Annotated in this window: 17 protein-coding genes and 2 pseudogenes; 11 read left to right on the top strand and 8 right to left on the bottom strand. The window is 61.5% G+C overall.

Going from position 1 to position 22,960, the window contains the following annotated elements:
• Positions 1–184: 184 nt before the first annotated feature.
• The 8 genes and pseudogenes from NE357_RS22095 to gap all read right to left on the bottom strand — a co-directional run.
• Positions 185–712 (bottom strand): annotated as a pseudogene (locus NE357_RS22095) (methyl-accepting chemotaxis protein); the annotation flags it as partial.
• 378 nt (positions 713–1,090) lie between these two features.
• Positions 1,091–2,050, bottom strand: a pseudogene (locus NE357_RS22090) (PDC sensor domain-containing protein); the annotation flags it as partial.
• Between the two features lie 453 nt (positions 2,051–2,503).
• A complete protein-coding gene (locus NE357_RS22085; RefSeq protein ID WP_169431607.1) occupies positions 2,504–2,899 on the bottom strand; it encodes a YbaN family protein in 396 nt (131 codons plus the stop codon).
• Between the two features lie 169 nt (positions 2,900–3,068).
• On the bottom strand, positions 3,069–3,665 hold the full coding sequence (locus tag NE357_RS22080) for a biliverdin-producing heme oxygenase (protein ID WP_169431606.1): 597 nt from the start codon (positions 3,663–3,665) through the stop codon (positions 3,069–3,071).
• Between the two features lie 110 nt (positions 3,666–3,775).
• Positions 3,776–6,361, bottom strand: a complete 2,586-nt coding sequence (locus NE357_RS22075; protein ID WP_169431605.1) for a TonB-dependent receptor — start codon at positions 6,359–6,361, stop codon at positions 3,776–3,778.
• A 122-nt stretch (positions 6,362–6,483) separates the two neighbouring features.
• A complete protein-coding gene (locus NE357_RS22070) occupies positions 6,484–7,449 on the bottom strand; it encodes a FecR family protein (protein WP_169431604.1) in 966 nt (321 codons plus the stop codon).
• Positions 7,450–7,570: 121 nt separating this feature from the next.
• Entirely contained in the window at positions 7,571–8,089 is a 519-nt protein-coding gene (locus NE357_RS22065) for an RNA polymerase sigma factor (RefSeq protein ID WP_169431603.1), read from the bottom strand.
• Positions 8,090–8,278: 189 nt separating this feature from the next.
• Complete coding sequence (gene gap / locus NE357_RS22060) at positions 8,279–9,280, bottom strand: type I glyceraldehyde-3-phosphate dehydrogenase (protein ID WP_007951174.1); 1,002 nt, start codon at positions 9,278–9,280, stop codon at positions 8,279–8,281.
• A gap of 221 nt (positions 9,281–9,501) precedes the next feature.
• Between gap and edd the strand changes: the two genes are divergently transcribed.
• From edd to NE357_RS22005, 11 genes are all read left to right on the top strand, one after another.
• The gene (gene edd / locus NE357_RS22055; RefSeq protein ID WP_085606582.1) at positions 9,502–11,328 is read left to right on the top strand and encodes a phosphogluconate dehydratase; all 1,827 of its coding nucleotides are present in this window, start codon (positions 9,502–9,504) and stop codon (positions 11,326–11,328) included.
• Positions 11,325–12,275 (top strand): glucokinase, encoded by a 951-nt coding sequence (locus NE357_RS22050; protein WP_169431602.1) that lies wholly within the window; start codon positions 11,325–11,327, stop codon positions 12,273–12,275. The genes edd and NE357_RS22050 overlap by 4 nt, the downstream gene beginning before the upstream one ends.
• A 165-nt stretch (positions 12,276–12,440) precedes the next feature.
• A complete protein-coding gene (locus tag NE357_RS22045; RefSeq protein WP_025112821.1) occupies positions 12,441–13,172 on the top strand; it encodes a response regulator in 732 nt (243 codons plus the stop codon).
• A 31-nt stretch (positions 13,173–13,203) separates the two neighbouring features.
• A complete protein-coding gene (locus NE357_RS22040; protein ID WP_169432689.1) occupies positions 13,204–14,631 on the top strand; it encodes an ATP-binding protein in 1,428 nt (475 codons plus the stop codon).
• Positions 14,632–14,735: 104 nt separating this feature from the next.
• Positions 14,736–15,995, top strand: coding sequence for a D-mannose isomerase (locus NE357_RS22035; protein ID WP_169431601.1), 1,260 nt, complete (start codon positions 14,736–14,738; stop codon positions 15,993–15,995).
• Positions 15,996–16,113: 118 nt separating this feature from the next.
• Positions 16,114–17,415 (top strand): ABC transporter substrate-binding protein, encoded by a 1,302-nt coding sequence (locus NE357_RS22030; protein WP_169431600.1) that lies wholly within the window; start codon positions 16,114–16,116, stop codon positions 17,413–17,415.
• 93 nt (positions 17,416–17,508) lie between these two features.
• Positions 17,509–18,417, top strand: a complete 909-nt coding sequence (locus NE357_RS22025; protein ID WP_085697145.1) for a carbohydrate ABC transporter permease — start codon at positions 17,509–17,511, stop codon at positions 18,415–18,417.
• Positions 18,410–19,255 (top strand): carbohydrate ABC transporter permease, encoded by an 846-nt coding sequence (locus NE357_RS22020; RefSeq protein ID WP_169431599.1) that lies wholly within the window; start codon positions 18,410–18,412, stop codon positions 19,253–19,255. The genes NE357_RS22025 and NE357_RS22020 overlap by 8 nt, the downstream gene beginning before the upstream one ends.
• Positions 19,256–19,257: 2 nt before the next feature.
• Complete coding sequence (locus NE357_RS22015) at positions 19,258–20,418, top strand: ABC transporter ATP-binding protein (protein WP_085709655.1); 1,161 nt, start codon at positions 19,258–19,260, stop codon at positions 20,416–20,418.
• A 95-nt stretch (positions 20,419–20,513) separates the two neighbouring features.
• Positions 20,514–21,863, top strand: coding sequence for a carbohydrate porin (locus NE357_RS22010; RefSeq protein ID WP_169431598.1), 1,350 nt, complete (start codon positions 20,514–20,516; stop codon positions 21,861–21,863).
• A gap of 116 nt (positions 21,864–21,979) precedes the next feature.
• Positions 21,980–22,834, top strand: coding sequence for a D-hexose-6-phosphate mutarotase (locus NE357_RS22005; protein WP_169431597.1), 855 nt, complete (start codon positions 21,980–21,982; stop codon positions 22,832–22,834).
• Positions 22,835–22,960 lie beyond the last annotated feature (126 nt).

The following is a 22,960-nucleotide window of genomic DNA, read 5'->3' as shown; positions in this document are numbered from 1 at the left end:
GAACGAGAGGGCAGAATAGTGCAAAACGCTGTTGGCTTAGATGAAATCCCCGATTTACCGGACATCACCGGTCCCTGTGGGAGCTGGCTTGCCAGCGATTACGAAGTGCCAGTCAACAATGTATCGACTGATCTACCGCCATCGCTGGCAAGCCAGCTCCCACAGGGATTTAGGGCGACTGCGATCACACGCGGAACTGATCCATCAGTTTCATCTGCTGGCTGGCCAGAGCGTTGAGCTGGCTGCTGATCGCCGCCGATTCGGTGGCCTGTTCGGTCAGGGTCTCGGTGACGGTGCGGATCGCCGAGACGTTGCGATTGACCTCTTCGGCCACCGCGCTCTGCTGTTCGGCAGCGCTGGCGATCTGCAGGTTCATGTCGCTGATCACGGTGACCGCGTCGCTGATCTTGCCGAGGGCGTCCACGGCCTGGCGGATCTGCCCGGCGTTGTTGTGGGCCTGGGTCTGGCTCGAATGCATGGTCGCGACCACCCCACGGGTGCCGGTCTGGATGCGTTCGATGACCACGCGGATTTCTTCCACCGAATCCTGAGTGCGCTTGGCGAGGTTACGGACTTCGTCGGCCACCACCGCAAAACCACGACCGCTTTCACCGGCACGGGCCGCTTCGATCGCGGCGTTCAGCGCCAGCAGGTTGGTCTGTTCGGCGATGCTGCGGATCACTTCCAGTACCGAACCGATCTGCTCGCTGTTGACCGCCAGCTCTTCGACTTCGGTCACCGCTTTGCTGACTTCATCGGCCAGTTGATTGATGTCGCGGGTGCTGCGCTCGATGATCGACATCCCGTCCTTGGCCGACTGGTCGGCACCTTTCGCCGCGTTGGCCGCATTCGAGGCGCTGTTGGCGACGTCGTGGGCGGTGGCGCTCATTTCGTTGGAGGCGGTTGCAACCTGATCGATCTCGCGGAACTGCACCTGCATGCCTTCGCTGGTCTGGCGGGCAATTTCCGACGACTGATCGGCGGTGCCACGGGCCTCGGTGATGCTCTGTTTGATCTGGGCGATGGTCGGTTGCAGCTTGTCGAGGAAGCGGTTGAACCAGTTCACCAGTTCGCCCAGTTCATCCTTCTTGCTGTAATTCAGACGCTGGGTCAGGTCGCCTTCACCGCTGGCGATGTTCTTCAGCATTTCGGCGACGCTGTTGATCGGGCGGGTCACACCGGAGGCGGTGAGCCAGATCAGCACAAGACCGATCAGACCGGCGATCACGGCCACCGACAACGCGGTAATCATGCCGGTTTTCTGTGCATCGTCGAGCACCGCCTGCAGCTTGACCGAGTCGGCCAGCAGTACTTGTTTCGGCAGGTCGATGACCACGCCCCAGGCCCGGGAATTGCCGATGGGATCGACCGGGTACACGGCGCGGATCAGATCGCCCTGTTCGAGAATCTTCGGCGTGCCGGCGCTCAGCAGTTGCAGGATGTCCTTGCCTTCGGCACCGAGGGTTTCGGCGATGCCTTTGCCGACCTTGGTCGCGTCGGTGCTGTAGGCGCCGAGTACGCCGCTGCCGGAGACGATCAGCATGTGCCCGGCACCGTTGAACAGGTCACGCTGGGAACCCACGGCCGCCGCTTGCAGCGCATCGAGGGCAATGTCGATGCCGACCACGCCGATGGCCTTGCCGTCCACCAGCAGTGGCACGGAAATGGTGGTCATGAGCATTTCCTTGCCGCCCACGGTATCGGCGTAAGGGTCGAGCAGGCAGGTGCGCTTGTTGTCGCGAGGGCAGGTGTACCAGCTGTTGTAAGGCGTGCCGCTGAGGCTGAGGGTGGTCTTGTTCATGTCGTCTTCGACCATGATCGTGTTCAGCGCCGGACCCGCAGCACGGCTCCAGTAACTGGCGAAGCGTCCCGCCTCGTTGGACTGGCGCGCGGCATCGTTGGCGAATTCGCTGTCCTTGCCGTCCAGGCCGTTGGGTTCGAAGGCCAGCCAGATGCCGAGCACATTGCTGTTGCGCTCGAAGGCGGTTTTCAGGCTCTGGTTCAGTTCTTCACGCAAGGCCCCGGCGTCCAGCGAACGCTTGGCGGCCATGATGCGCATGTCCTTGATCTGGTCGGCCAGGGCGGTGATCACCAGCAGGCTCTCGCCGAAGGTTTTCTGTACCTGTACCGCCTGCTCGGCAGCCTTGGCCTGCAGCAGGTTCTGCACGCTGGCGGTGAGCATCTTGCTGCTCGAGTCGCTGACCAGTTTGTCGTTCTGGTTGGTCTGGTAGAGGTTGATGCCGACGATCAGCGCAACCACGCCGAGCAGGCACAGCCCGGACAGCAGGACGATTTTCAGGCGAATGGACAGGGAGTCGAACATGGGGTGTTCTCGCGAATGAATGAACGGTTGGCTACGGGGCAGGGAGGTGCCCGGTTTGCCAAATCCATTCAGCGCCATTCCATGCTCATCGGCGCGGGGCGAGGGCGCATGAGTCCTATGCCGACGAACGGTCAAGGCAAAACGTTTGCGCGGGCAAATGCCCTGAAAAGAAGGGAAAAATCAGGAAATCTTCGGCAAAGACTCCGGGCGTGACCAGATCCAGAGGTTGCCCATTGTCATGCCGGCGATCGCCAGATAGACCGGCCAGCCATGATCGAGCATCACCAGCATCAGGGTTGCGCACAGCAGCATGCTGACCGTGGCGCTGACCTTGGCCTTGCGGGCGATGATCTTGCCGTTGCGCCAGTTGCTCAGGATCGGCCCGAACAGCCGATGGTTTTCCAGCCAGGCGCTCAGGCGCGGCGAACTGCGGGTGGCCGCCCAGGCGGCGAGCAGGATGAACTCGGTGGTCGGCAGGCCGGGCACGACGATGGCGATCAGGCCGATGCCGAGGCTGACATAGGCGAGCAGGCCGAACAGCAGGCGGGCGAGTCGGGAGGAGGCGGGTTGGGGCATGGGCTCAGCGAGAGGCTTATGTGACAGGGTGGGAATCTTACAGACTTACGCAATTCCTTGTGGGAGCTGGCTTGCCAGCGATAGCGTCCGGTCAGTCGACAGGGATGTTGTCTGACACGCCGTCATCGCTGGCAAGCCAGCTCCCACAGGGTTTACGGTGTGGCTGGGATCAGGCCGGTTCGGCTTCGGTGGCGTAAGCATGTTCCAGCAGCACCGTGAAGCGGTTGAACGCATCGATCGCGCCTTGCTCCACTTCGGCTTCCTCTTCAGCGCTGAATTGCAGCGAATCGAGGGTACGCACAAAACGCTTCCAGCCTTCGGCACGACCGCCTTCAGGTTCGCCCAGGTGACGGGCGCCGAAGGTTTCGCTCAGGTCCAGCGCCACGGCGCGTTTGATCAGAAACGCGGCGCCGAGCTTGGAACCCTCCGACACGAAAATCCAGCCCAGGGCGCGGGCCTTGCTCGGGTTTTTCACCGCACCGGCGACGGGTGCAGGCACTTCGGTGTCCAGAACCGCGAGATCGGCCCTGGCCGCTTCGGCGCGGCAGCGGGCCGGCAGGTCAGGGACGATGGCGGTGAGTTCGGCATCGTTGTACAGCGACACCAGTTCCGACTGGAACAGGTACTGCGCGACCACGAAACGGGCGAAATTGGCACGGGTCTCGAACGGCGCGTGAGCCTTGACCAGCGCATCGAGCTTGCTGTGCGGCTCGTGGGTGATCTGGTTCAGACGTTGCGAACGCAGGGCTTTTTCCGGGGTGCTCATGAGATGTCCTTGAAAAGAAGAGGCGCTTGATAACGAGACGTACGGGCAAGCGCCGGACAGTAAAAAAACTCACGGCGCGGCAATGCACACGCGCCGTGAGGTCATCCGGATCAGATATCCCAGACCAGATTGATCGCGAAGTTGCGACCCGGCTGGGTCAGGCGATCGAGGTTCGCCGGTTGTGTCACCGAGGCTTCGCCGACGCTGTCGTAACCGCGCACGTCATCCCACAGCCAGTACTTCTTGTCGGTCAGGTTGTAGATGCCGCCGCTGACGGTGACGTCGTCGGTGACTTTGTAATAGCCGGTCAGATCGAGAATGCCGAAGCCCGGAGTCTTGAACTGGCTGCTGACGCCGTCCGGCGACTTGAAGTTGCTGTCGTCAACGCGATCCTTCTTCTTGACCACGGTCCAGCTCAGCAAGCCGCCGTAGTTGTCCTGGTCGTAACCGAGGCCGAATACGCCGGTCAGCGGGTTGACGCTGTTCAACGGCTCGCCGTTGTCGTTGTTGCGACCGTAGGCATAGGCAATCGAACCCTGGGTGTACAGGCCTTGCGGTGCGCCGAAGGAATCCAGGTTCAGGCGACCTTTGACTTCAGCACCCTTGATGGTGGCGTGCTTGATGTTGCTGGATTGGAACGTCAGCTCGCTATATCCCGGGGTGACGGCGTCTTCGTTGATGAAATCGCGGTACTGGTTATAGAACACCGCCACGTCGAACGAGCCTTGCTCGAAGTTGCCGCGCAGACCGGTTTCATAGCTTTTGCTTTTTTCCGGTTCCAAGTCCGGGTTCGGCGCCACGTTGTAGCCGGTGGTGCTGTTCTCGAAGCGGCCGTACAGCGCTTTTGCGGTCGGGGTGCGGAAGCCTTCGGCGTACTGGCCGTACCAGGTGTAGTTGTCGGTCAGGGCGTAGGTCAGGCCGAATTTCGGCGAGACTTTATGCCAGGTCTTGTTCTCATCGCTGACCGTACCGTTGCCGTCGGCGGCCACGGTGTTGAGGAACTCCTGGGTGATGTGCGGCTTGAGCTGGGTGTAGTCGTAGCGCAGGCCCGGCAGGAAGGTCCATTTGTTCCAGCTGATCTGATCCTGGGCGAACAGGCTGTAGGTATTGATGGTCGGGTCCGGGAAGTCGCTGGACTTCTTCAGCACGTCGGCCGCACTGGTAGCGCCGATGGCGGTGCAGCCGCGACCGATTGCCAGGCACTTGCCGTCGCCGCTGCGCGAGCCGGTGACCTTCTGCTGTTTGATCGTGGTGACGTAGGTCAGCACGTGATCGGTGTCACCGATGGCGAAGGCCTTGTCCAGTTGCGCATCGAACACCCACTGTTTTTCCTCGTAGATCGTGTCGCGGGTGCGCAGCACTTTACGGGTCATCGGGTAGTAGAACTCGTCGGTGCTCTGGTCAGTCTTGGCGGTCTGGTGGTTGAGGCTCCACTTCACGTTGTCCGCCAGCAGGCTGTTCAACTCGAAGCTGTGCTCCAGGCCGAAGCGCTCGCGGGTGATGGTGTCGTTGCCGGTGCGCCACTGGTACATGCCGCCGGGCAGCACGCTGTTCGGAATGGTCGGGGCACCGTTGAAGTACGGGCCGCCGTAAGCGCTTTTCTGATCGGTGTCGCGATCATCCTTGTACTTTTCGTAGGTCAGGCCCAGGCGCGAACCTTCGTTGTAGTTCCAGCCGAGCTTGGCCAGCACGTTGGTCGCTTTCACGTCCTCCGGGTTGGCGGCGGTGCGCTCCAGGCCCGTGCCGTTGTTGCTGCCGTAGGAGTCGGTTTCATGACCGTCGCGCTGGCTGTAATGCAGCAAACCGTCGAATTGCTCGGCGCGACCGGCGACGGTGGCGGATTTCAGCCAGCTCTCGTCGGCGGAGCTGTAGCCGGTTTTCAGGCGGGCGCCGACGTCTTTGCCGGGCTTGATGATGTCGTCCGGGTCGAGGGTGTAGTAGCTGACGGCGCCGCCGATGGCGTTGCTGCCGTACAGCACCGAGGCCGGGCCGCGAAGGATTTCGACACGTTTGACGATTTCAGGGTCAACGTAATTGCGCTGGGTCTTGGCGTACGGGCCGTTGAAGAAACCGTCCGGCACTTCGACGCCGTCGACCTGAGTCAGGATGCGATCACCGTCGATGCCGCGAATGTTGTAGCCGCTGATCCCGCCGCGCTGGCCGGCGCCGCCGACGGACACGCCCGGCTCGTAGCGCACCAGATCCTTGATGGTGTTGACGTTGTTGCGGTCGAGTTCTTCGCGGGTGTGCACGGTGACGGTGCTGGGCACGCTGTTCACCGACTGTTCCTGACGGGTGGCGCTGATGGTCACTTGATCGAGGTTAAGTGCGCCGCTGCTGGCGCGCTTTTCCAGCACGACGTTGCTGTTGCTCAGTTTGCGGAAGCTCAGGTTGGTCCCCACCAACAGGCGCTCCAGGGCTTTTTCCGGTGGCAGCGAACCGCGCACGCCCGGCGACGACACGTCTTGACCCAGTTCCGCCGGCAAACCGACCTGCCAGCCCGTGACAGCGGTGAACGCATTGAGCGCCGATACCAGCGGCTGCTGGCCGATGGCGAACGAGTAATCGCCCATGTTGCGCGCCGGTTGTTCGGGGGCGGCCATCAGCGGCGCGGTGCCGGCCATCAGGATGGCGGCGGTCAGCAGCGACAGCACGCGGGAAGGGGAAGAAGTCTGGCGGGTAAGGCGTGAGGACATCGATAGCGCTCCGTGTCGCACGAATCTTTATAGGTGCTGATTGATCTCGCGAGATGCGAATCAATTGCATTGGCTATAACGAGACGAACGAGCTTTGGCTATCGAGTAAAAATAATTCTCATTTAGTTCAGGATCACCAGCGCCGGGAATTCCCGAAGCTTGGCCGAGGTGATGTGAGCGAGCGAACGCACCACGTCCAGCGGCTGGTCAAGACGGTAATTGCCGGTGACGGCAACATCGGCCAACTGTTCGTTGGTGTTGATGATGAAGCCCGGATAGTAGCGGCGCAGTTCGGCCAGCACCTGATTCAGCGGGCAGTTCTCGAAGATCAGCCGACCTTGCACCCAGGCCAGATCGGTGGCGGCGTCGACCTTGGCCGGGCGGTCGAAACCGTTTGGACCGATGCGGATGCTTTCCCCGGCGGACAGCCGCACCCGTGCATCGTCACGGGTCGCCCGCAGATCGACATCGCCACGCTGCACCCGCACCTGCGCCACGCCGTCCAGATAACGTACGGCGAATGCGGTATCGCGCACGCTGGCTTTCACCGGGCCGGCGTCGATTTCCAGTGGCTGGTTGCGGCTGGCCGGAATCTCGAAAAACGCTTCGCCCTGATACAGGCGCGCAACCCGCTGCCGATCGTTGATCGTGCTGGAGAACGCGGAATTGGTGTTGAGCAGGACTTTCGAACCGTCCTCGAGCTGCAAGCGCTGACGCTCGCCGACCACGGTCAGGTGATCGGCCTGCAAACGCATCGGCAGGTTGCTGAAGTTGAACAGGCCGAGCAGCAGCACCGCGGCAGTGGCCAGTGGTTTCCAGTGCGGACGCAAACGAGTGAGGATGCTGACTTTCTTCGGTTTGGCCGCAAGGTTCTGCGCGCACTGGGCGATCTGCGGGCCGTCCCAGATTGCCTGGGCCTTGGCGAACGCCTCGGCGTTCAACGGATCGGCCGCCAGCCAGGCATGGAATTGCCGGGTCTGCTCCTCGTCCGGACTGCCGAGCACGATGAGCCAGTCCAGAGCCTGGTCCATTGCGCTGGCGGCGTCCTGCGCCGATGAAGGCGAAGGGGAGCGGTGGATGTCCGTCACGGTGTTTCCTCGGCAGTGTCTGTGCACGGCTGTTTTTTAGTGAAGCGTAAACGTCGGGCAAGGGTAACAAAGCCCGATGATCAGTGCAGTCGATCCTGGCCCTTACAAAAAACCTACAGCATCAGTCGCCATTCAAGCGTTCGGCGACACCGATGCAAATGGTCATGATCAGTTTGAGTTCTTTCTGCACCGTGCTGAGGGACACGCTCAGTTCTTCGGCGATTTCCTGATAACTGTGCCCGTGCAGGCGGCTGAGGATGAAGATTTGCTGTTGGCGGGGGCTGAGTTCAGCGAGGCTCACGTTCAGGCGCTCCAGCAATTGTTCGGCGTGGGCGGCGTCTTCGGCGCTGCTGGCGGGGGCGGCGACGCTGTGCACCACGTCCTGCGGCACGTCGTCGACCATGGTGCGTGAGTGAATCTTGCGCGCACGCAAATGGTCCAGCGCCAGGTTGCGCGCGGTCTGGAAGACAAAGGGTTCAAGGTGATCGATGGCCCGTTCGCTCAGCGCCCGGGTGACGCGCAGGTAGGTTTCCTGCAACAGGTCTTCGGCGGTGCTGGGGTTATTGACCATCCGTTCCAGGGTCCGCAGCAGCGACGTGCGCTGGGCGAGGAAGACGTGGTTGAAGTGTGATTGACTCACGGGAAGACCTGATCCATTTCGAGCGAATGATAATGCTTATCATCCGCTCGAGTGGTCAAGTGTTGATTTCAGATTGAAATCAACTCTGTGGGAGCGGGCTTGCTCGCGAAAGCGTCGTGTCAGGCAATAAATATGTCGACTGACCCACCGCATTCGCGAGCAAGCCCGCTCCCACAGGGGGTAGGCATTTTATTCCGCGTTGCACAGCGCCAGGCAGTTATCGAGCATGCGGTTGGAGAAGCCCCACTCGTTGTCGTACCAGGCCAGCACTTTCAGCAGTTTGCCGCTGGATTTGGTGTGGTTGGCATCGAAGATCGACGACAGCGGGTTGTGGTTGAAGTCGCTCGATACCAGCGGCAGGGTGTTGTAGCCGAGGATCTTCGAATGCTGGCTCGCCGCTTTCATCAGTGCATTGACTTCATCGGCCGAGGCTTCGCGCTTCAACTGCACGGTCAGGTCAACCAGCGACACATTGATCACCGGCACGCGCACGGCCATGCCGGTCAGCTTGCCCGCCAGTTCCGGCAGCACCAGGCCCACGGCTTCGGCGGCGCCGGTCTTGCTCGGGATCATGTTCTGGGTGGCGGAGCGGGCGCGGTACGGGTCGGTGTGATAGACGTCGGTCAGGTTCTGGTCGTTGGTGTAGGCGTGGATGGTGGTCATCAGACCGCTTTCGATGCCCAGTTCGCGGTGCAGCACCTGGGCCACCGGGGCCAGGCAGTTGGTGGTGCACGAGGCGTTGGAAATGATCTGGTGCGACTGGCGCAGAATGTCGTGGTTCACGCCATAAACGACGGTGGCATCGGCGCCTTTGGCCGGGGCCGAGATGATCACTTTGCGTGCGCCGGCGGTAATATGCGCGGCGGCTTTGGCCCGGTCGGTGAACAGACCGGTGCATTCGAACACCACATCGATCTTTTCCGCGGCCCATGGCAGGTCGGCCGGGTTGCGGATGGCGCTGACCGAAATGCGGTCGCCGTTGACGGTCAGGCTCTCGTTGTCATGGGCAACTTCGGCGTCGAACGTGCCATGAACGGTGTCGTACTTGAGCAGATGCGCATTGATCGCGCTGTCGCCCAGATCGTTGATGGCGACGATCTGCAAATCCTGACGATAGCCTTGGGTATACAGTGCGCGCAGGACATTACGGCCGATGCGGCCAAAACCATTGATTGCGATTCGAAGAGTCATTGAACAGCGCCGCCGTCGTTTTGTTGTTGGAATTACAAGATTATTCGCATAAAAATAGAAAACAAGCCTTTTTAGTGGCAATATTTTGTTTTATCTACAACGAGTGACCTGAATCAACTGGTCCGAATGGTCAAGGAAACCGCCCGTCATCCCACACGTGCGGGCGCTTTGGTCAGCATAGACAATCAGGTCGCCACATCCGTTAGCCTGGAGTTCTACACATGCATCCCCGCGTTCTTGAGGTCACCGAACGGCTTATCGCCCGCAGCCGCGCCACGCGTCAGGCTTACCTTGCGCTGATTCGCGGCGCTGCAACCGACGGGCCGATGCGCGGCAAGCTGCAATGCGCAAACTTCGCCCACGGTGTGGCCGGATGCGGCAGCGAAGACAAGCACAGCCTGCGGATGATGAACTCGGCGAACATCGCCATTGTTTCGTCATATAACGACATGCTCTCGGCGCACCAGCCGTACGAAGTCTTCCCTGAACAGATCAAGAACGCCCTGCGCGAAATCGGCTCGGTCGGCCAGTTCGCCGGCGGTACGCCTGCCATGTGCGACGGCGTGACCCAGGGCGAGCCGGGCATGGAGCTGAGCCTGCCGAGCCGCGAAGTGATCGCGATGTCGACGGCAGTGGCGCTGTCGCACAACATGTTCGACGGCGCGCTGATGCTCGGCATCTGCGACAAGATCGTGCCGGGCCTGATGATGGGGTCGCTGCGTTTCGGTCACCTGCCGACGATTTTCGTGCCGGGCGGGCCGATGGTCTCGGGGATTTCCAACAAGGAAAAAGCCGACGTGCGGCAGAAGTACGCCGAAGGCAAGGCGACCCGCGAAGAGCTGCTGGAGTCGGAAATGAAGTCCTACCACAGCCCGGGCACCTGCACGTTCTATGGCACCGCCAACACCAACCAGTTGCTGATGGAAGTCATGGGCCTGCACTTGCCGGGCGCCTCTTTCGTCAACCCGAACACGCCGCTGCGTGACGCCCTGACCCGCGAAGCCGCGCATCAGGTCACGCGCCTGACCAAGCAGAATGGCAACTTCATGCCGATTGGCGAAATCGTCGACGAGAAGGCGCTGGTCAACTCGATCGTCGCGCTGCATGCCACCGGCGGCTCGACCAACCACACCCTGCACATGCCGGCCATCGCCATGGCGGCGGGCATTCAACTGACCTGGCAGGACATGGCCGACCTCTCCGAAGTCGTGCCGACCCTGAGCCACGTTTATCCGAACGGCAAGGCTGACATCAACCACTTCCAGGCGGCGGGCGGCATGTCGTTCCTGATCCGCGAACTGCTCGAAGCCGGCCTGCTGCACGAAGACGTCAACACCGTGCTCGGCCACGGCTTGAGCCAGTACACCAAGGAACCTTTCCTGGATAACGGCAAACTGGTGTGGCGCGAAGGCCCGACCGACAGCCTCGACGAAAACATCCTGCGTCCGGTGGCTCGTGCGTTCTCGGCAGAGGGCGGATTGCGGGTGATGGAAGGCAACCTCGGTCGTGGCGTGATGAAGGTGTCCGCCGTGGCACTGGAAAACCAGATCGTCGAAGCACCGGCCATGGTGTTCCAGGATCAACAGGACCTGGCCGACGCCTTCAAGGCCGGTTTGCTGGAGAAGGATTTCGTTGCGGTGATGCGCTTCCAGGGCCCGCGCTCCAATGGCATGCCGGAACTGCACAAGATGACGCCGTTCCTCGGCGTGCTGCAGGACCGCGGCTTCAAAGTTGCACTGGTGACGGACGGGCGCATGTCCGGCGCCTCGGGGAAAATCCCGGCGGCCATTCATGTCAGCCCGGAAGCTTATGTGGGCGGTGCTTTGGCGCGCGTGCAAGAGGGCGATATCATCCGCGTCGATGGCGTCAAAGGCACTTTGGAACTCAAGGTCGACGCCGCCGAATTCGCAGCGCGCGAACCCGCCAAAGGCCTGTTGGGCAACAACATCGGCAGCGGGCGCGAACTGTTTGGCTTCATGCGTTTGGCCTTCAGCTCGGCGGAGCAGGGCGCCAGCGCCTTCACTTCTGCCCTGGAGACGCTTAATTGAAACTGGCTTTGGTCGGTGATATCGGAGGCACCAACGCGCGGTTCGCGTTGTGGAAAGATCAGCAGCTTGAATCGGTGCAGGTGCTGGCCACGGCCGACCATGCCAGCCCGGAAGAGGCGATCAGCCTCTACCTGAGCGGGCTCGGCCTGGCGCCGGGCGCCATCGGTTCGGTGTGCCTGTCGGTGGCAGGTCCTGTCAGTGGCGACGAATTCAAGTTCACCAACAACCACTGGCGCCTGAATCGCAAGGCGTTCTGCCAGGCGTTGCAGGTCGAGCAGTTGTTGTTGATCAACGACTTCTCCGCCATGGCGCTGGGCATGACCCGTTTGCAGCCCGGTGAATTCCGCGTGGTCTGTGAAGGGACGCCTGAGCCGTTGCGTCCGGCGGTGGTGATCGGCCCGGGCACAGGCCTGGGCGTCGGCACGTTGCTCGATCTGGGCGAAGGCCGGTTTGCTGCGTTGCCGGGGGAGGGGGGACATGTCGATCTGCCGCTGGGCAGTGTGCGTGAAACCCAATTGTGGCAGCACATCCACAACGAAATCGGCCACGTCAGTGCGGAAACCGCATTGAGCGGTGGTGGCTTGCCTCGGGTGTACCGAGCGATCTGCGCCGTGGATGGCCATGAACCCAAGCTGGATACGCCGGAAGCGATCACTGCGGCGGGCCTCGCAGGCGACCCGATTGCCCTGGAAGTGCTGGAGCAGTTTTGCTGCTGGCTCGGTCGCGTGGCCGGCAACAACGTGCTGACCACTGGCGGTCGCGGTGGGGTTTATATCGTTGGCGGCGTGATCCCGCGCTTTGCGGATTTCTTCCTCGAAAGCGGTTTCGCCCGCAGCTTTGCCGACAAGGGCTGCATGAGCGATTACTTCAAGGGGATTCCGGTGTGGCTGGTGACGGCGCCGTATTCCGGTCTCGTCGGTGCAGGCGTGGCGCTCGAACAGGCTTGAAACCGAGTCGCTTTCATCGCTGGCAAGCCAGCTCCCACAGGTTTTGTGAACGGCACATACCCTTGTGGGAGCTGGCTTGCCAGCGATGAGGCCAGAACAGACAACAAATCTCCAAGGTTCATCAGGCATAATCCGCCCAATTCCAACAACAAGGATGCCTTCGAAGTGAGTTCAGTCAACAAGTCGATTTTGTTGGTCGATGACGACCAGGAGATACGCGAGTTGCTGGAAACCTACCTGACCCGCGCGGGTTTTCAGGTACGGGCCACGGCCGACGGCGCCAGTTTCCGCCAGGCGCTGAACGAGGCGCCGAGCGATCTGGTGATTCTTGACGTGATGCTGCCCGATGAAGACGGCTTCAGCCTGTGCCGCTGGGTGCGTCAGCATCCGCGTCAGGCCCAGGTGCCGATCATCATGCTCACCGCCAGTTCCGACGAAGCTGACCGGGTCATCGGTCTGGAGCTCGGCGCCGACGACTACCTCGGCAAACCTTTCAGCCCCCGCGAACTGCAAGCCCGGATCAAGGCCCTGCTGCGCCGCGCCCAGTTCGGCCAGGAACGCAGCGGCAGCGAAGTGTTGGCGTTCGATGAATGGCGGCTGGACATGGTCAGCCATCGGCTGTTTCACACCGACGGCGAGGAAGTGATTCTGTCCGGCGCCGACTTCGCCCTGTTGAAGCTGTTCCTCGATCACCCTCAGGAAATCCTCGACCGCGACACCATCGGCAACGCCACCCGTGGCCGCGACCTGATGCCCCTTGATCGCATCGTTGACATGGCCGTCAGCCGCTTGCGTCAGCGTCTGCGCGACACCGAAAAACCGCCGCGACTGATCCGCACCGTGCGCGGCAGCGGCTACCAGCTGGCAGCCAATGTGGTTGCCGGCAATGGTCACTGAGTTCCTGCGCACCACCGCGCGCAAAGTGCCGATGCCGCGTTCGCTGCTCGGCCGGATGTTGCTGCTGACGTTGCTCGCGGTGTTGTTCGCCCAGACGCTGTCCAGCGTGATCTGGGTGTCCCAATTGCGTGCGACCCAGCTCGAAGGCCTGGTCACCAGCGCCCGCAGCCTTGCCCATTCGATGACGGCCAGCGTCAGTTATTTCCGCTCGTTGCCGGTGGCTTATCGGCCGCTGGTGCTCGACCAATTGCGCAGCATGGGCGGCACGCGTTTTGTGGTGACGCTGAATGACAAACCGCTGGGCATGGAAGTGCTGCCGGTAACGCCGCGCAAGGCAGCGGTGTTGAAAGCGGTGGATGAAGTGTTGCGCCAGTCGCTGGGCCAGGACACCGACATCCTGGTGACCTTCGTCAGCCCCGATGACTTACGGATCTTCAACGCCGGGTTGAAACTCGATGAGCTGCCGCGCTCTTGGGCGCATTACGCGCTGACCCTGGAGCCGGTGAATCCACCGGTGCTGGTGACCCAGATCCAGTTGGCGCCCGGTGAGTGGCTGTACATCGCCTCGCTGCTGCCCGAGCCCTACACCAGTCTTGAAGAACAAGGCCTGCCGACCCAGCAGGTGTGGTTCATCGTCTTCACCAGCGGTTTTCTGTTGTTGTTCATCGGCCTGCTGGTGCACTGGCAGAGCCGGCCGCTCAAGCGTCTGGCGCGTGCTGCGCGGGACTTGTCGCTGGGCGCCGACGTCGAGCCGGTGGCCGAGGGCGGCGGCAGCGAAGTGGTGGAGGTGGGGCGCGCCTTCAACACCATGCGCGAGCGCATCAGCCGTTACCTGACCGAGCGCAGTCAGTTGTTCAGCGCGATTTCCCATGACCTGCGCACGCCGATCACTCGTCTGCGTCTGCGGGTCGAACTGCTGGAAGACGAACAGCTGCAAACCAAGTTCGGCCGCGATCTGGATGAGCTGGAGCTGCTGGTCAAAGGCGCGCTGCAATGCGTGAAGGACACCGATATCCACGAAAACATCGAGCCGGTGGATCTCAATCATGTGCTCGACTGTCTGGTGGAGCCGTATCTGGCGCCCAACGGCAATGGCCGCGTGACCCAGCAGGGGCGGGCGCTGGCGCCGTATCCGGGCAAGCCACTGGCGCTCAAGCGCTGCATCGGCAACTTGATCGACAATGCGCTGAAGTACGGACAGAACGCCCATCTGCATATCGATGATGACGAGAGTGCGTTTGTCCTGCACGTTGATGACGAAGGCCCGGGCGTCCCGGAGCAGCGGCTGGAGCAGGTGTTCGAACCGCACTTCCGGTTGGCGGGGCAGCAGCAAGGATACGGTCTCGGTTTGGGGATCGCCCGCAACATTGCTCATAGCCATGGCGGTGAGGTGACGTTGCAGAATCTTCGTGAAGGCGGATTGCGTGTGACCCTGCAATTGCCGCGTTCGGCGGATTGATCTTAATGTCACCGACTGGTGACAAAAACCGCCTCCTTCGTTACAAGCCGTCCCCGGCCCGTTGTTTAGACTGCCCGCAGTCATAACAACAAAAAAGGCCACCCATGGATCACTTCAATCCGGGCTTCAGCAGTTGGCTGAATGCTCCTGCCCACCAGCAATGGCTCGCCGACGAAGGCCTGCGCCTGCTGGCATTTGCCAAGGCTTCGCGACTGCCCGAAGGCTTTGGCAATCTCGATGAGCGCGGCCAGCTCCAGGCCGGCGCGCAAGCCGAAACCATGAACACTGCGCGCATGACCCACAGCTTCGCCATGGCCCACATTCAGGGTCTGCCAGGATTCGCCGAGCTGGTCGATCACGGCATTGCGGCCCTGCGCGGTCCGTTGCGCGATGCGCTGCACGGCGGCTGGTTCGCTGTCGCCGAACACCGTGACGGCAACACCGGCAAGAACGCTTATCTGCATGCTTTCGTTGCCCTCGCGGCGAGTTCCGCCGTGGTCGCCCAGCGTCCCGGCGCGCAGGCGTTGCTGGATGACGCCATCGACATCATCGACACGTATTTCTGGAGCGAAGAAGAGGGCGCCATGCGCGAATTCTTCAACCGCGACTGGCGCGAAGAAGAAGCCTATCGCGGCGCCAACAGCAACATGCACGCCACCGAAGCGTTCCTTGCGCTGGCCGATGTCACCGAAGACCCGCGCTGGCTGGTGCGTGCGCAACGCATCGTCGAGCGGGTGATCCACGGTCACGCCGCCGCCAACGATTACCTGGTGGTCGAGCATTTCGACCGAAGCTGGCAACCGTTGCGCGAATACAATCATGACAATCCCGCCGACGGTTTCCGCCCGTACGGCACCACGCCGGGCCACGGCTTCGAGTGGGCGCGGCTGTTGCTGCACCTCGAAGCGGCGCGGGTCCAGGCCGGCATGCTCACGCCCGGCTGGCTGGCCACTGATGCGCAAAAGCTGTTCGAACAAAACTGCCGCCATGGCTGGGACGTCGATGGTGCGCCGGGCATCGTCTACACCCTCGACTGGGACAACAAGGCCGTGGTTCGCCATCGCCTGCACTGGACCCACGCAGAGGCCAGCGCTGCCGCCAGTGCCTTGCTCAAACGCACCGGCGATGCGCAATACGAAAGCTGGTATCGCCTGTTCTGGGAATTTTGCGATACGCATTTTATCGACCGCTGCGACGGCAGCTGGCATCACGAACTGGATCCGCAAAACCGTCCAAGTGCCGATATCTGGGCGGGCAAACCGGATCTGTACCACGCCTGGCAGGCCGTGCTGATTCCGCGTCTGCCGCTGGCGCCGAGCATGGCCAGTGCTCTGGCACAACTGTCCCGAAGCGTTCCTGTGTAACCATGTGGTGACATTCGCGCGTCCCTTCGTTACCTGCGGGGGGAAACGCTCTGTTTAAACTCGTGTGCAGCGCAAGCACCAGACTTGCATGCATAACAACAAGAAAGGTACATCTCAGATGAATGCGATTTCTCGCCTCGCTACTGTCATTTCTGTCGCCTCCCTGTTCCCGCTCGCTGTGCTGCCCCTGAGTGTTTCCGCTGCCGAATCCAAAGGTTCGGTGGAAGTCGTGCATTGGTGGACGTCCGGTGGCGAAAAAGCTGCCGTCGATGTGCTCAAGGCACAAGTCGAGAAAGACGGTTTCACCTGGAAAGACGGCGCTGTCGCCGGCGGTGGCGGTGCGACTGCCATGACCGTGTTGAAAAGCCGTGCGGTAGCCGGCAACCCGCCGGGCGTTGCTCAGATCAAAGGCCCGGACATCCAGGAATGGGCGTCGACCGGTCTGCTCGACACTGACGTCCTGAAAGACGTTTCCAAGTCCGAGAAGTGGGACAGCCTGCTCGACAAGAAAGTCTCCGACACCGTGAAGTTCGAAGGTGATTACGTGGCCGTGCCGGTGAACATTCACCGCGTGAACTGGCTGTGGATCAACCCGGAAGTCTTCAAGAAAGCCGGTATCGAAAAAGCCCCGACCACCCTCGCAGAATTCTACGCCGCCGGCGACAAGCTGAAAGCGGCGGGCTTCATCCCGCTGGCCCACGGCGGTCAGCCATGGCAGGACAGCACCGTGTTCGAAGCGGTCGTGCTGTCGGTGATGGGCGTTGATGGTTACAAGAAAGCCCTGGTCGACCTGGACAACGCTGCCCTGACCGGCCCGGAAATGGTCAAGGCCCTGACCGAACTGAAGAAAGTCGCGACCTACATGGACCAGGACGGCAAAGGCCAGGACTGGAATCTGGAAGCGGCCAAGGTCATCAACGGCAAGGCCGGCATGCAGATCATGGGTGACTGGGCCAAGTCCGAATGGACCGCCGCCAAGAAAGTCGCCGGCAAGGATTACGAGTGCGTAGCCTTCCCGGGCACCGACAAGGCGTTCACCTACAACATCGACTCGCTGGCCGTGTTCAAGCAGAAGGACGCGGGCACCGCGGCCGGTCAGCAGGACATCGCCAAAGTCGTGCTGGGTGAAAACTTCCAGAAAGTCTTCAGCATCAACAAGGGCTCGATCCCGGTGCGTAACGACATGCTCGCCGACATGGGCAAGTACGGTTTCGACTCCTGCGCGCAGACCGCTGCCAAGGACTTCCTGGCAGACGCCAAGAACGGCGGTCTGCAACCGAGCATGGCGCACAACATGGCGACCACGCTGGCGGTGCAGGGTGCGTTCTTTGATGTCGTGACCAACTTCATCAACGACCCGAAAGCCGACCCGGCTGACGCTGCGAAGAAACTCGGTACCGCCATCAAGGCTGCCAAGTAACACCAGCGTAGAGCAGCTGCAGGCTTCAAGTCGCGCATCGGCCTGAAGCCTGCAGCTTGCAGCGGTCCCTCATCTTTTTTACTGGATCTTCCCATGAGTTCTGTTGCTGTGTTCAGCAAGGCCTCGCCGTTCGACGCACTGCAGCGCTGGCTACCGAAACTGGTGCTGGCGCCGAGCATGTTCATCGTTCTGGTGGGCTTCTATGGCTATATCCTCTGGACGTTTGTCCTGTCGTTCACTACGTCGACCTTCCTGCCGAACTACAAGTGGGCAGGCCTGGCGCAATACGCGCGGCTGTTCGACAACGACCGCTGGTGGGTGGCGAGCAAGAACCTGGCCGTGTTCGGCGGCATGTTCATCGGCATTACCCTGGTGATCGGCGTGACGCTGGCGATTTTCCTCGACCAGAAAATCCGCCGCGAAGGCTTTATCCGCACCATTTACCTGTACCCGATGGCGCTCTCGATGATCGTCACCGGTACTGCGTGGAAATGGCTGCTCAACCCGGGCATGGGCCTGGACAAATTGCTGCGGGACTGGGGTTGGGAAGGCTTCCGTCTCGACTGGCTGATCGACCCGGATCGCGTGGTGTATTGCCTGGTGATCGCGGCGGTCTGGCAAGCCTCGGGCTTCATCATGGCGATGTTCCTCGCCGGCCTGCGTGGCGTTGATCAGTCGATCATCCGTGCCGCCCAGATCGACGGCGCGAGCATGCCGCGCATTTACTGGAAAGTGGTGCTGCCAAGCCTGCGTCCGGTGTTTTTCAGTGCAGTGATGATCCTGGCGCACATCGCGATCAAGAGCTTCGACCTGGTGGCGGCTATGACGGCCGGCGGCCCGGGTTATTCGTCCGATTTGCCGGCAATGTTCATGTACTCGTTCACGTTCAGTCGTGGGCAGATGGGCATGGGCTCGGCCAGTGCAATCCTGATGCTCGGTGCGATCCTCGCGATCATCGTGCCTTACCTGTACTCCGAGCTGAGGACCAAGCGTCATGACTAGTCTCGCCTCCAAACCGGCCATCAGCCTGAGTCGCATCGCGATCTACGTGGTGCTGATCCTCGCGGTCCTGCTGTATCTGGTACCGCTGGTGGTCATGCTGCTGACCAGCTTCAAGACCCCGGAAGACATCTCCACCGGCAACCTGCTGAGCTGGCCGACCGTGGTCAGCGGCATCGGCTGGGTGAAAGCCTGGGCGACCGTCGATGGCTACTTCTGGAACTCGATCAAGATCACCGTGCCGGCCGTGATCATCTCCACCGCCATCGGTGCGTTGAACGGCTACGTGCTGTCGTTCTGGCGCTTCCGCGGTTCGCAGCTGTTCTTCGGCCTGCTGTTGTTCGGCTGCTTCCTGCCGTTCCAGACCGTGCTGCTGCCGGCGTCGTTCACCCTCGGCAAGATGGGTCTGGCGAGCACCACTACCGGCCTGGTGTTCATCCATGTGGTTTACGGTCTGGCGTTCACCACGCTGTTCTTCCGTAACTACTACGTGAGTATTCCGGATGCGCTGATCAAGGCGGCGCGCCTGGACGGTGCAGGGTTCTTCACCATCTTCCGCCGGATCATCCTGCCGATGTCGACCCCGATCATCATGGTTTGCCTGATCTGGCAGTTCACCCAGATCTGGAACGACTTCCTGTTCGGCGTGGTGTTCTCCAGCGGTGATTCGCAACCGATCACGGTGGCGCTGAACAACCTGGTCAACACCAGCACCGGGGCCAAGGAATACAACGTGGACATGGCGGCGGCGATGATCGCCGGGCTGCCGACCCTGCTGGTCTATGTGGTCGCAGGCAAGTATTTCGTGCGCGGGCTGACGGCCGGCGCAGTCAAGGGGTAATCATGGCTACGCTCGAACTTCGCAATGTAAACAAGACCTACGGTGCCGGCCTGCCGGACACCCTGAAGAACATCGAACTGTCGATCAAGGACGGTGAGTTCCTGATCCTCGTCGGGCCTTCGGGCTGCGGCAAGTCGACCCTGATGAACTGCATCGCCGGCCTGGAAACCATCACCGGCGGCGCGATCATGATCGGTGACCAGGACGTCAGCGGCATGAGCCCGAAAGATCGCGACATCGCCATGGTGTTCCAGTCCTACGCGCTGTACCCGACCATGAGCGTGCGCGAGAACATCGAGTTCGGTCTGAAGATCCGCAAGATGAGCCAGTCGGCCATCGACGAGGAGGTCGCCCGCGTGGCCAAGCTGCTGCAGATCGAGCACCTGCTCAATCGCAAGCCGGGCCAGCTCTCCGGTGGTCAGCAACAGCGCGTGGCGATGGGCCGTGCACTGGCGCGCCGACCGAAGATCTATCTGTTCGACGAACCGCTGTCCAACCTCGACGCCAAGTTGCGCGTCGAGATGCGCACCGAAATGAAACTGATGCACCAGCGCCTGAAAACCACCACGGTCTACGTGACCCACGACCAGATCGAAGCGATGACCCTGGGCGACAAGGTGGCGGTGATGAAGGACGGCATCATCCAGCAGTTCGGTACGCCGAAAGAGATCTACAACGACCCGGCCAACCTGTTCGTGGCGAGCTTCATCGGTTCGCCGCCGATGAACTTCATCCCGCTGCGCCTGCAACGCAAGGACGGCCGTCTGGTCGCGTTGCTCGACAGCGGCCAGGCCCGTTGCGAGCTGCCGATGGCGATGCAGGACGCCGGTCTTGAAGACCGCGAAGTGATCCTCGGCCTGCGCCCTGAGCAGATCGCGCTGGCGAACGGCGAGGGCAACGGCCTGCCGAGCATCAAGGCCGAAGTGCAGGTCACCGAGCCGACCGGTCCGGACACCCTGGTGTTCGTCAACCTCAACGACACCAAGGTCTGCTGCCGACTGGCGCCGGACGTGGCGCCGCAGGTGGGCGAGACCCTGACCCTGCAATTCGATCCGTCGAAAGTGCTGCTGTTCGACGCCAAGAGCGGGGAGCGCCTGGGGGTTGCGGGGCTGCCGAAGACTGAAGCGCACAGCGCCAACGTCGCGCAGTTCAAAGGTCGGTAAGAAATCAATGGGGGAGTGGGCACGCCCATTTCCCCAGGGGATGTAAACCGCGTTGGAAAAAAACAGTTAATAACAATAAAGACGAGGATGTAGGGATGAAAAAGAAACACGTCAATGCCCGGTTGATCTGCCAAATGTCAGCTGCGGCCGCATTGGTACTGGCCGGCAATGCCATGGCCGCCGATGCATTCAGCTCCGATTCCAAGTGGATGACGGGCGACTGGGGGGGGGAGCGGACCAAGCTGATCGAGCAAGGCATCGACATCAAGGCCGACTACGTTGGGGAAATGGGCGCCAACCTGCATGGCGGCTACAACGACGACAAGACCGGCCGCTACAGCGACCAGTTCGGTCTGGGCGTGGCACTGGACCTGCAAAAGCTCTGGGGCTGGGACAACACTCAGGCCAAGATCCAGCTGACCAACCGTAACGGTCAGAACATTTCCAACGACCGCGTTGGCGACCCGCGTGCCGGCACCCTGTCTTCCTCGCAGGAAGTCTACGGTCGTGGCCACATGGTGCGTCTGACCCAGCTGTGGATTCAGCACCAGTTCTTCGACAACAAACTCGACGTCAAGGCCGGTTACTTCGGTGAAGGCGAAGACTTCAACACCTTCCCGTGCGAATTCCAGAACCTGGCGTTCTGCGGCTCGCAGGTGGGTAACTGGGCGACCAACATCTGGTACAACTGGCCCGTCAGCCAGGCCGCGATCCGCGTGAAGTACAACATCAACGACGAGCTCTACGCGCAGATCGGCGCGTACAACCAGAACCCGTCGCAGCTGGAACACGGCAATGGCTTCAAGCTCAGCGGCAGCGGCACCGCCGGTACTGTGCTGCCAGTCGAGCTGGTCTGGTCGCCGAAGGTCAACAGCCTGCCGGGCGAATACCGCGTCGGTTACTACAAGAGCACGGCTGATGCCGCAGACGTCCGTGAGGACATCAACGGCAACGACGCTGCGACCACCGGTAATGCCTACCGCACCCACAGCAGCAAACACGGCTACTGGTTCGTTGCGCAACAGCAACTCACCAGCCACAACGGTGATGCTTCCCGCGGTCTGAACATCGCGGCCAACGCCACGTTCCACGACAAGGACACCAACTTCATCGACAACTACCAGTCGGTGATGTTTGTCTACAAAGGCCCGTTCGACGCCCGTCCGAAGGATGACGTCGGTATCGGTGCCGCGCGTATCCATGTCAACGACGACGTGAAGAAAAACGCCGAGCTGCTGAACGCCTCCAACGGTGTTTCGGACTACGACAATCCGGTGTTCTCGCCGATTCGCGAGACCGAATACAACTACGAGATCAACTACGGCTTCCACGTCACCAACTGGCTGACCGTGCGTCCGAACCTGCAATACATCACTCACCCGGGTGGTGTGGATCAGGTGGACAACGCTTTGGTCGCTGGCCTGAAAATTCAGTCTACGTTCTGACGCGTCTGCGATAAGCTCCTCTCTATGTGCGCATATTTGCGGACAGCCCAGGCTGTCCGCTTTTTTTTGGAAAGGGGTGTCGCAGCCCATGAAAGTTGAATCTGGAACCGTGGCCCATGCATGAGCATCCGCTGCAACGCTTCTTCAAGTCCTTGCGTGAACGACCGGTGTTCGCCTGGGAGCGCTATCAGATGCGCGATGTGCTGGTGATCGACCATCCGCTGTGTCAGGCGGTGTTCAGTCGTCAGGGTGCGCAGTTGCTGCACTTTCAACCGCGCGGGCAAAAACCGTGGTTATGGTGCGCGGCGAAGTGGCCGCACGTCGGGGCGATCCGTGGTGGTGTCCCGGTTTGCTGGCCGTGGTATGGCCGCCATCCGAGCGAAAACGCGTGGCCGTCCCACGGCTGGGCGCGATTGCTGGACTGGAAACTGCTCGACAGCAGCACCGCCGACGACGGCGTGCGCCTGCATTGGCAATTGCAGCTGTGCGACTGGCAGGTGGATCTGCACGCGCACCTCGGTGAACGCATGGAATTGCGCCTGAGTACCGAGCATCAGGACGACATGCCGTGCCAGTTGAGCCAGGCTTTGCATGCTTACTGGCGTATTGGCGACGTCAGTGAGATAGCGCTGTCTGGGCTCGAAGGGGCGCAGGGTTACGACCAGTTGAATCGTGAGGTTTGCCAGCAGGAAGGCGAGTTGCGGGTCGATGGCGGCTGTCAGCGCGTGTTCCAGCACGACGGCGAATTGCAGCTCAAGGATCACGCCTGGCAGCGCGAGCTGTGCATCGATACCGGCGAAAGTGCGGACACGGTGGTCTGGCATCCGGGGGCGCGGCCGTTGCTGGGCGTGACTTGGGATGAGATCTCGGAATTTGTCTGTGTTGAGGCGGCGGCGGGCGGTAAGGACAGCCTGCATCTGGCGCCGGGGGAGAAGGCGCATCTGAGTTTGCAGGCGTGGGCTGCAGCCTAGATTTGCGGTGAGTTGGCTGACGCCTTCGCGAGCAAGCCCGCTCCCACAGGTGACCGCATTCCATCTGGAGAAATACAGTCGAATGTGGGAGCGGGCTTGCCCGCGAAGAGGCTGGACATTCAGCCC

This window comes from Pseudomonas sp. G7(2022) (genome assembly GCF_052660475.1).
The sequence above is the reverse complement of the archived record's forward strand: the minus strand, read 5'-3'. Positions and strand labels throughout refer to the sequence as shown.